At 55.2% G+C, this 8,389-nt stretch carries 6 protein-coding genes; 1 reads left to right on the plus strand and 5 read right to left on the minus strand.

The window, feature by feature from the left end; genetic code table 11:
• Positions 1-601: 601 nt before the first annotated feature.
• The 5 genes from AC5SEO_RS26590 to AC5SEO_RS26610 all read right to left on the minus strand — a co-directional run bounded on the left by AC5SEO_RS26590 (position 602) and on the right by AC5SEO_RS26610 (position 6,182).
• Entirely contained in the window at positions 602-973 is a 372-nt protein-coding gene (locus tag AC5SEO_RS26590; protein WP_112539498.1) for a hypothetical protein, read from the minus strand.
• A 417-nt stretch (positions 974-1,390) separates the two neighbouring features.
• The gene (locus AC5SEO_RS26595; protein WP_495364190.1) at positions 1,391-3,055 is read right to left on the minus strand and encodes a type IV secretory system conjugative DNA transfer family protein; all 1,665 of its coding nucleotides are present in this window, start codon (positions 3,053-3,055) and stop codon (positions 1,391-1,393) included.
• A complete protein-coding gene (locus AC5SEO_RS26600) occupies positions 3,052-3,360 on the minus strand; it encodes a mobilization protein (protein ID WP_019567428.1) in 309 nt (102 codons plus the stop codon). Before AC5SEO_RS26600 ends, AC5SEO_RS26595 begins: the two co-directional genes overlap by 4 nt.
• 186 nt (positions 3,361-3,546) lie before the next feature.
• The gene (locus AC5SEO_RS26605) at positions 3,547-4,473 is read right to left on the minus strand and encodes a nucleotidyltransferase and HEPN domain-containing protein (protein WP_495364191.1); all 927 of its coding nucleotides are present in this window, start codon (positions 4,471-4,473) and stop codon (positions 3,547-3,549) included.
• A 677-nt stretch (positions 4,474-5,150) separates the two neighbouring features.
• Positions 5,151-6,182, minus strand: coding sequence for an IS110 family RNA-guided transposase (locus AC5SEO_RS26610; protein WP_495364192.1), 1,032 nt, complete (start codon positions 6,180-6,182; stop codon positions 5,151-5,153).
• A 379-nt stretch (positions 6,183-6,561) separates the two neighbouring features.
• Between AC5SEO_RS26610 and traA the strand changes: the two genes are divergently transcribed.
• On the plus strand, positions 6,562-8,389 hold a 1,828-nt coding region (gene traA, locus AC5SEO_RS26615), incomplete at its 3' end, for a Ti-type conjugative transfer relaxase TraA (protein WP_495364193.1).

Below are 8,389 nucleotides of genomic sequence, written 5' to 3' on the forward strand. Positions count from 1 at the left end.
GGCGCGAGTCTCATCCTGATTGACGCTGAATCTCATCGAGATTGCCGCTAAACAGCAATTGTGCCGTAATAGCGAACCTCAACCACTCCATCATCCGCAATAGCTATCGCTATGGTGTCCTGATGAACGTCTAGTCCGATGAACTTCTTTCCTACCGACATAGCATCTTCCTTTCTGTTGCTGGTTTGAAGAAGCACTTTCAGAAAGCTCCGGTCTCGGCGCAAGTGATCGTCATCCGGTCAATGGAGGAGTGCGTTCCCGTTAGAACACTCTCCCACATCAGTTGATCCTGATAGATGATGAGCAGCGCTTGTCACGCTGAAACCGCTGTGAAATTTCCGCGGGCGGCAAGAATGCGTCTGAAACACCCATTATAATGGGTCAATTAATTGAAAATCCGCCGTAAATGACCCATTGAAATGGGTCAATATAGCCTGACGCCCATACTGCGAGACGAAGACATCAAGTCCGGCTCGCCGCTGTATTCGTGTGGAGGAGATTATCGAGCCGGAAAGCCCGATCTGCACTGTGGCGGCGGCCTACATCGCATCGGGCAGGACATGTGGGGCACATGCGTCTACCCTTTCACTGCAGGAAGAGCTCAGAGGGGATACTTTTGATCGCAGAAACGGACGAGTCCCGCCATCATTTGGGTATCCTTTTCCATCATGGTAGCGAGAATGCCGCGACGTTCTTGGTAAATTTGTTTTGCTTCTAGTTTAGGTCGCCCTACGCTTTCAAATTCTTCCTCAGAAGCCTTCAACTGCTTAGCGAATTTCTGTTGGTAATCGACGGATTTACCTTTTTCGCCTGCCTCCTCGTAGCCTTCGGCAAGGAGGGCGAACAAAGCGCCGCATTGGATTCCAGTGTCGTTGTAAGGTGCTTTCTCATATGGAATTCGCGTCTGCGCTTGGACCGGCGATCCGCCAATGGCCACGCCCAGAACAATAGACGATAAAACGACGCTCCGCATATTCGCTCCCAAAGCAATCTGACATACAAATTGTCAAAGCCAACGCGGCCAAACTTTACCGCGTATTTCTAAACCATTCGATGAGCGCATTAGGAAAACTGCCTCGAACGGCTTTGGTCGAAACTGCTCACAAAGACCGCGTCGAGGTTTAAGGCGCGCACCGAATACGGTGCACGTCTCGTGTCACTACGAAGACGGGCTTGGCAAAAGTGAAACTCTCGCCATCAGTCTCGAAGCTCTCGATTTTCTGCCAAACAGCATTATGCGGTCGCACTTTGATATGGCCGAATAACTTGTGTTCGCGAACTGCGTGGCCAGTGAATTGCGCGCAAATTGCCTTCACAATCAAGATAGCCGGAGGGCCGCGCATACAAGGATTTGGTGGGTTGTCGAACTGCCTTTTTACCACCATTCCCGTTAAACTGGATCGAACATCTCCCTGAATTCCGGATCGGCAAAGTAGGCAAGTTTCTCAGCAAAAATTGGCCGTTGTCCGGCCAGGAACAGCAATTGTCCGTGCGCCGGAAGATTGCGCACCTCATCAGGGGTGAGTAGCGGCCGGCCGGTATGTTGCTGGCTGTAGGAGATCCCGGTCTTATCGGAATCGAGGGCTCTCGCCATGGTCTGGAACACGACCGTCTCCTGCCCGAGCAAATCAGAGATGAGGCGGGCGCTGTCATGATCGTTGACGCCGAAGACCTGCAGCACGCCGGCGTTTGACAGGAAGGTTCCGGCGCGGTGACCGTATGTGGCACGCAGCTGATGGATGTCCTGGAGGATGGGCCAAAGCTGGACACCATAGCCCGCCATCAGACCCATCGCGCGTTCGACAGGTGCCAAATACCCAAGGGATGCGAACTCATCGAGCAGATAGAGAACCGGTGTCGCCGGCTTTGTCGGATCGCGGGCCATTTCGAGCAGGCTTTGTGAGACAAGCAGGCGCAGCCAGCGCGAATAGGTCGAGAGGCGATCAGGGGGAAGGACGAGGAACACCGTCACGTTGCTGTGCTTGAGATCGGCAAACCGGAAATCCGAGCCGCTGAGGACGGCCGTCATGCGCGGTGAATCAAGAAAATGCGTATGGCGTTGGGCTGCGGAGAGAACGCCTGCGGCTTCGCGATCGGATTTTCCGAGGTGGCGGTTTGCGGCACGCGCGACAAGACCTCTTGCCGCATTGCTGTCCTGCATACGCTTGAGCAGTGCTGCAAATTGTTCTGGAGCAAGGGTCAGATACTCTCGAAGTGTTGCGAGGTGTCTGCGTCTCAAAGGTTCAGATGCAACGATCTCGAGCAACAATCCGCCGATAAGAGCTTTTGCCTCCTCGTTCCAATGCGCCTCGCCCGCCATTCCCGGTTCGTCGAACACGAGGGCATCGGCAAGGGTGCTGGCGTCGTCCGCGACATCGAGGCCGTGGGGATCTAGCATGGCCAGGGGATTGAACGCTGCCGAGGGTCTCCCGGTAACACCAAAAGGATCGAGCACATGAACCGGCCCGAATTTCTGGCGCGCACGGCCGGTGATTCTTGCATTCTCGCCTTTTGGATCGACGCAGATCATGGACCGGTCGGCGGTCAGCAGGTTCGGGATGATCGTGCCGACACCTTTACCGCTACGGGTCGGCGCCATCGTCAGGAGATGGGCCGGGCCATCATAGCGCAGAGGCTTGGCCGTTTTCGTATGACGACCGATCAACAGGCCGGAACCGGATGAGGTGAGTGCGGCTATCTCCTTGTGTGTCGCGAAGCGGGCAGAGCCATGGGTATCATCGTCATCATCCCCGAAATGCAAAATCAGTGGAGTGGTGATGAACCAAAAGGTGATAACGGCGAGCGACAGCAGGGTTAAGAGACCTGGGATAATGTGGACAGGCGAGCCGTGCCCGAAACCCATTTGATCAAGGAAGTGAGCGCCACCCATGCCGATCACAAACGTGACGATGAACAGGATGAACATAAATCCGAGGAGCCGTTTCCAGATCCGGAAGGGCATGGTGATTAAAGCCAGGAATGCCCAAAGCGGATCACGCGCGGCGGCTCGCATCATGTTTTTGAATGCGTCGCGGGCAAGTCGCAATCGGTTCATGGAGCACCCTGCACGCCGTAACCACTCTCTGCCGTGCCCGGCTGTACTGGTCCGATCAGATCGGTGAAGAGCGCCTTGTCACTGTCGCGTGTCAGAAAACCCGGTAGTTCGCGGCGCAGCCAGTCACCGAGTTGTTTGTTGAACTCCTGATCATCCGAAGTCTCCAGGTGATGCAGAACGAGCGACCCGATCAGGACCTTGCGGCGCATATCGTTGTTGCGCTCGGTTTTCGAGAGACGGGCCTTTAGGGCCGACCGTTGCGCATCCAGTTCAGCCAGACGCTGTTCGATTGTTTTCCTTGCCACGATTATTCCTTTCGATTGCGGTCGCACCGGAACTGCAGCTGTTGACCACGGCTTCGTTCCTGGAAGACAGACCAGTTTCTATGAGGAGATCGACATAGCGATAGCGAGAGTTGGTTGGACCGTATGGTTCATGACGCTGCGGTGGCTGTTACCTGAGTTCAGGAAAGTTTGTGCCACCCGTGAAGCTCAGTCGCTGGAATTTGCGGCTTGTCTCGCGGCCCGTTCAAGGTTTTGGAGATGTTCAGCGCACACCACTTTAACAATGTCGTAGAGCACCGACGCTCGGCCCATTATCCAAGAGAGACCTTCTTCAGACATCTCATAGTGTTCAGAATACCTGGCTTTCACATACGCCTCATTGAGTAGATTAAACCAGCTGACATATCTGGCTTGGTCGCGAGGCCAAGCGTCGATCAGCCTGACATCACGATCCTCGGAAAGTCCTCTTAGGAATTTGAGGTTATGGGATGCTGGCGTGTGATTTGTAAGGGTAAGAAGTAGAGCGCCGTACATATGCTCCACTGCTTGGTGCAACTGAAAGGCAGTGCCCGGAAGGTCTCTGTTTTGCAGGCCGAATAGTGAGAAATTCACGAAACTATCGATCACCTTGAAACGATTGGCAGCATTCTTTCGCGCCACCTCAAAAGCTTCGTGCGGCATCAAGACTTTCGGCTCGGCGAGTTCTCTGTCATCAAGTTCGTAGAGCGCAATGCCATCCCGTCGGATATCGCTGAAGAAATATTGCCCTTCCTGCAGAAAATTGCTGATCTCGCGAGCGCCATGGACAATGAGGCTAACAGGCGTCTCGATCTCCTTGTCCCACATCAGCCGATCGGTCGCCTTGTCCCAGTACTTGGGATCGGCCAGTTCCTTGTTGCTGACGATGACAAGGATATCGAAATCCGAGCGGTAGCCTTTCGACGTATGCGGCTCATCCACCCAGGTGCCACGCGCGTAAGAACCGAACAGAATGATTTTGAAAATCCGTCCATCCTTCTTGGCGTCAGACTTGGAGCGGTCCACCAGATCAGCAAACTCTTCCTGAATAATTCCGACGACACGCGCGAGCTCGCGTTGCTTTCGTTCTGGCAAATGTTCACGGCTGGTCTTCATGTCTGCTCCGCTTATCGACGGTGTCCTGTATGGGCCATTCCAGAGGCCTTTGAAACTCCGATTTTTGGTTGCCACCAAACGAATGCCTGTCTTCCTGGACGATGCACATTCGATCTTGAGGCAACCGGCTCTGATTTGTGCTAATGGTATTGGAATACCCTCATTCCTCAATAGCGAACATTCAATGGTACTTTATCCTAGGTTGTATATCGCGTCCCGGTTTTTCCCAATCGCAGGCGCTCCGGGCGCCATACGGTGGCCGACTGAGTGGAGCGCAGAGGTTACGAAGGACCGTTAACGACGCACCCTGTCGAACCGCTGCAGCCAGATGCCCGCCTGCACTGCCGCTCACTTCGACGCAATTTTGGTAACGCAGTCACGTCAAGAAAGGCACGGTCATGGAGGCGGCCATCACCATCCAGACAGGAGTGCGGGCCGCCCCCTAATTGGAAGCGACCCGCTAGATGGATGATCGAGGGCAAGGCAATTGGAAGCGCTGCATGAGTCTTGACGGCATTACCTTTAAAGATCGCCATTATGCGAAACGCAGAGCAAACGCCTGTATAAAGAACGTATTCTAAATACAACAATATCCTCGGCCTATTCGCTCTCTAGTGCGCTACCCGTTAGCTTACCGCCGACCACCACCTATTCAAACGCCCAAGATTATCGCTGCGTCACGCTGAGGCTTCTCGGCCGTGCGTCAGATCGTAAACTCCCCCGTTTGTCAAAAGAGCCCAAATGATGCGCGCGAGACGGTTTGCCACCGCGATAGCGGCAACTTTGTACGGTCGTCTCGCGCGCAATCGAGCGGCCCAACGACCGATTGGAGTTTTGCTATCTCGCATCATGATTACTGTGCCCCCAAGATAAAGCATCGTTCGGAGTTCGCTATTCCCCATTTTCGTAATGCGCCTCAGAACCGAACGACCTCCGCTTGAATGCGTGCGAGGAGTAAGACCCAGCCATGAAGAGAAATGGCGGCCGGACGGAAACCGATGGATATCAGGAATTGTCGCAATAACGCACATTGCAGTTTTCGGGCCAACACCAGGTATCGTCAGAAGCCTACACGCGTTCTCATCTTGTTGGACACGTCGCTCAATCTCTTTGTCTAGTTTCGTGACCAAATCATTCAATCGATGTATCTGGTCGCAAATGTCGGTGAGAGCCTGTTTCATAACTGTCGGCAGGACGGTATCTGCTGCACTTTCCATCAGTTTGAGTAATTTAGAATAATTTTGAATGCCCTTTGCCGCTACCAGGCCGGCCTCCGCTAGGTGCCCCCGCAGCGCGTTTACGAGTTGAGTCCGTTGTGAAACAAAAAGGCTGCGGGTTCGAAAAATCGTAATCGCCGCTTGTTGGTTCAGGGTTTTGACTGGAACGAAGCGCATTGTCTTTTGCGTAAGCGCAACATTGATCGCCTCCGCATCATTGGCGTCGGTTTTGCCCCGTTTCACGAAGGGCTTCACGTAACTGGTATGGATCAACCGAACGTCATGCCCAAATTCTAGTAACTGGCGCGCCCAGTAATAACTTGTAGCGCAGGACTCCATTCCGATCAGACATGGTTTGAGCTTGCTGAAAAACTCCAGAACGTTCTCACGTTTGATCTTCGTGTTGAAAAGGGTTTCGCCGCTCGCATCTGCCCCATGCGCCTGGAAAACCTGCTTGGCTATATCAAGCCCTACCGTCGCCACGTCCTGCATCGGCCACTCCCTTGAAACCCTGGGGATCAATGCCACTATATCATCGCTCGATTTCAGATTGATGATGTGAAGCACATAACGCCGTCTTCGGTGTTCGTTCAGGCCTCGGAGAGCCCGCTGATCAAAGTCTCGATGTCCGCTGACATCGACCTGACCGAATGCCCCATTTTTCAGCAGGGGAAAATCACCTCACCTGATTGATGCGTTCGCTTCCCCTGCTCAAACACGAGCAATTGCCACTTGGCGACTACTACTTTTAGTAGTCGAAATGCCCGTTCGTTGTTGCTAGCTTTGCCACCGGTAAACAGACAAGGGCGCACTTACGACTTGCGGCGCCTTTGAGCGTTTGGTCTCCCCGTTTGCGTATCGGAGATTTCGTTTGGCGATTTATCATCTCAGCACGAAACCTGTATCGCGCTCATCTGGCCGCAGCGCTGTCGCATCTGCCGCCTACCGTTGCGCGGTTCTTCTCGTCAATCAACGCGATGGCCTTGTGCATGACTTCACCCGGAAAGAAGGTGTGGAGCATAGTGAGATCGTGCTGCCGCAAGGTCATTCTGCCGATTGGGCTTTCGATCGTTCGGCTTTGTGGAATGCTGCCGAGTTTGCAGAAAAGCGAAAGGACGCCCGTGTCGCGCGCGAATTCGAAATCGCGCTTCCGCATGAGCTTTCGCCAGAGGGGCGACTGAAAGCTGCACGTGCCTTTGCCCAGGATCTGGCAAACCGCTATGGCGCGGCCGTGGATTTTGCAATCCATTCGCCAAGTGAGCATGGTGATATCAGGAACTACCATGCGCATGTGCTGATGACGACGCGAGAGGTTGGCAAAGCCGGCCTTGGCGAGAAGACCTGTCTTGAGCACAAGAACGCACGGCTGTTGGCAAACGGCATGGCGACAACCGACATGCAGCTTCGCGATATCCGGCAGTCGTGGGAAGGCATCGCCAACCGTGAGCTCCAACGCGAAGGCCTGGATGTTCGCATCGATCATCGCTCGCATGCGCAGCGCGGTCTTGAGTTGTCGCCGACCGAGCATATGGGCGTGCATGCGTCGCAGATGCAGCAGCAAGGAATGGCCGTCGAGCGCGGGCGGCTGGATGACGAGGCAGCACGGCAAAATGCCGAGCTGATCCGCCAAAAACCGGAACAGGTTCTGACGCTGATCAGCCATGAGAAGAGCGTGTTCGATCGGCACGATATTGCCAAAACCTTGCATCGCTACATCAACGATGACGCCCAGACATTCCAGAACGCCTTTGCGGCTGTTTTGGCCTCACCAGCGCTCGTGGAACTTCAGGCTGAGCGCATCGATGCCGAGACAGGCGAAGTGTCCAGTGCGCGCTATTCGACGCGGGAGATGATCGATCTGGAACTCGCAATGGCGCGATCGGCGGAGCGGTTGCATCAGGCGCATTCCCATGGCATCGATCCGCGCCGTGTCGATCGAGCCATGGAGAGGCAGGATAACGCCATTCGCAAAAGCTCCGGCGGAATGTTATCTGCAAGCGATCCGCCAGCGGGATTGTCGGACGAACAGCGTCATGCGATCGCGCATATTACCGGGCCAGAACGCATCGCGGCTGTGGTCGGGTTTGCCGGTGCTGGAAAGTCCACCATGCTTGCAGCCGCTCGCGAGGCGTGGGAGGCTCAAGGCTATCAGGTCCATGGTGCGGCACTTGCCGGAAAGGCTGCCGAGGGTCTTGAGGAAAGTTCCGCTATTCAAAGCCGCACCCTCGCGTCATGGTCTTACAGCTGGGACCGTGGCCGGGATCTGATCGGCGCCAGTGACGTGTTCGTCATTGACGAGGCCGGCATGGTCGGGAGCCGTCAACTTGCCCGCTTTATCGGAGAAGCGGAAGAGCGCGGCGCAAAGATCGTTCTTGTCGGCGACCATGAGCAGCTGCAGGCCATCGGGGCCGGTGCACCCTTCAGGGCGATTGCCGAGCAGATTGGCCATGTCGAACTTTCGGGCATTCGCCGCCAGCGCCATGATTGGCAGAGGCAGGCGTCGGTTGCCTTTGCGACCCACAAGACGGCCGAGGGGCTCGCCGCCTATCGCGATCACGGCGACATCCACTTTGCGGAAAGCCGCGACAAGGCGATGGCGCAGATCGTGCGTGATTATGTCGCCGACAGTGAGAAGCCTACCGACGGCACCCGGGTTGCCATGGCGCATCGCCGCGCCGATGTGCGCGCCCTCAATGCCG

The sequence above is a fragment of the Agrobacterium sp. K11 genome (assembly GCF_059429395.1).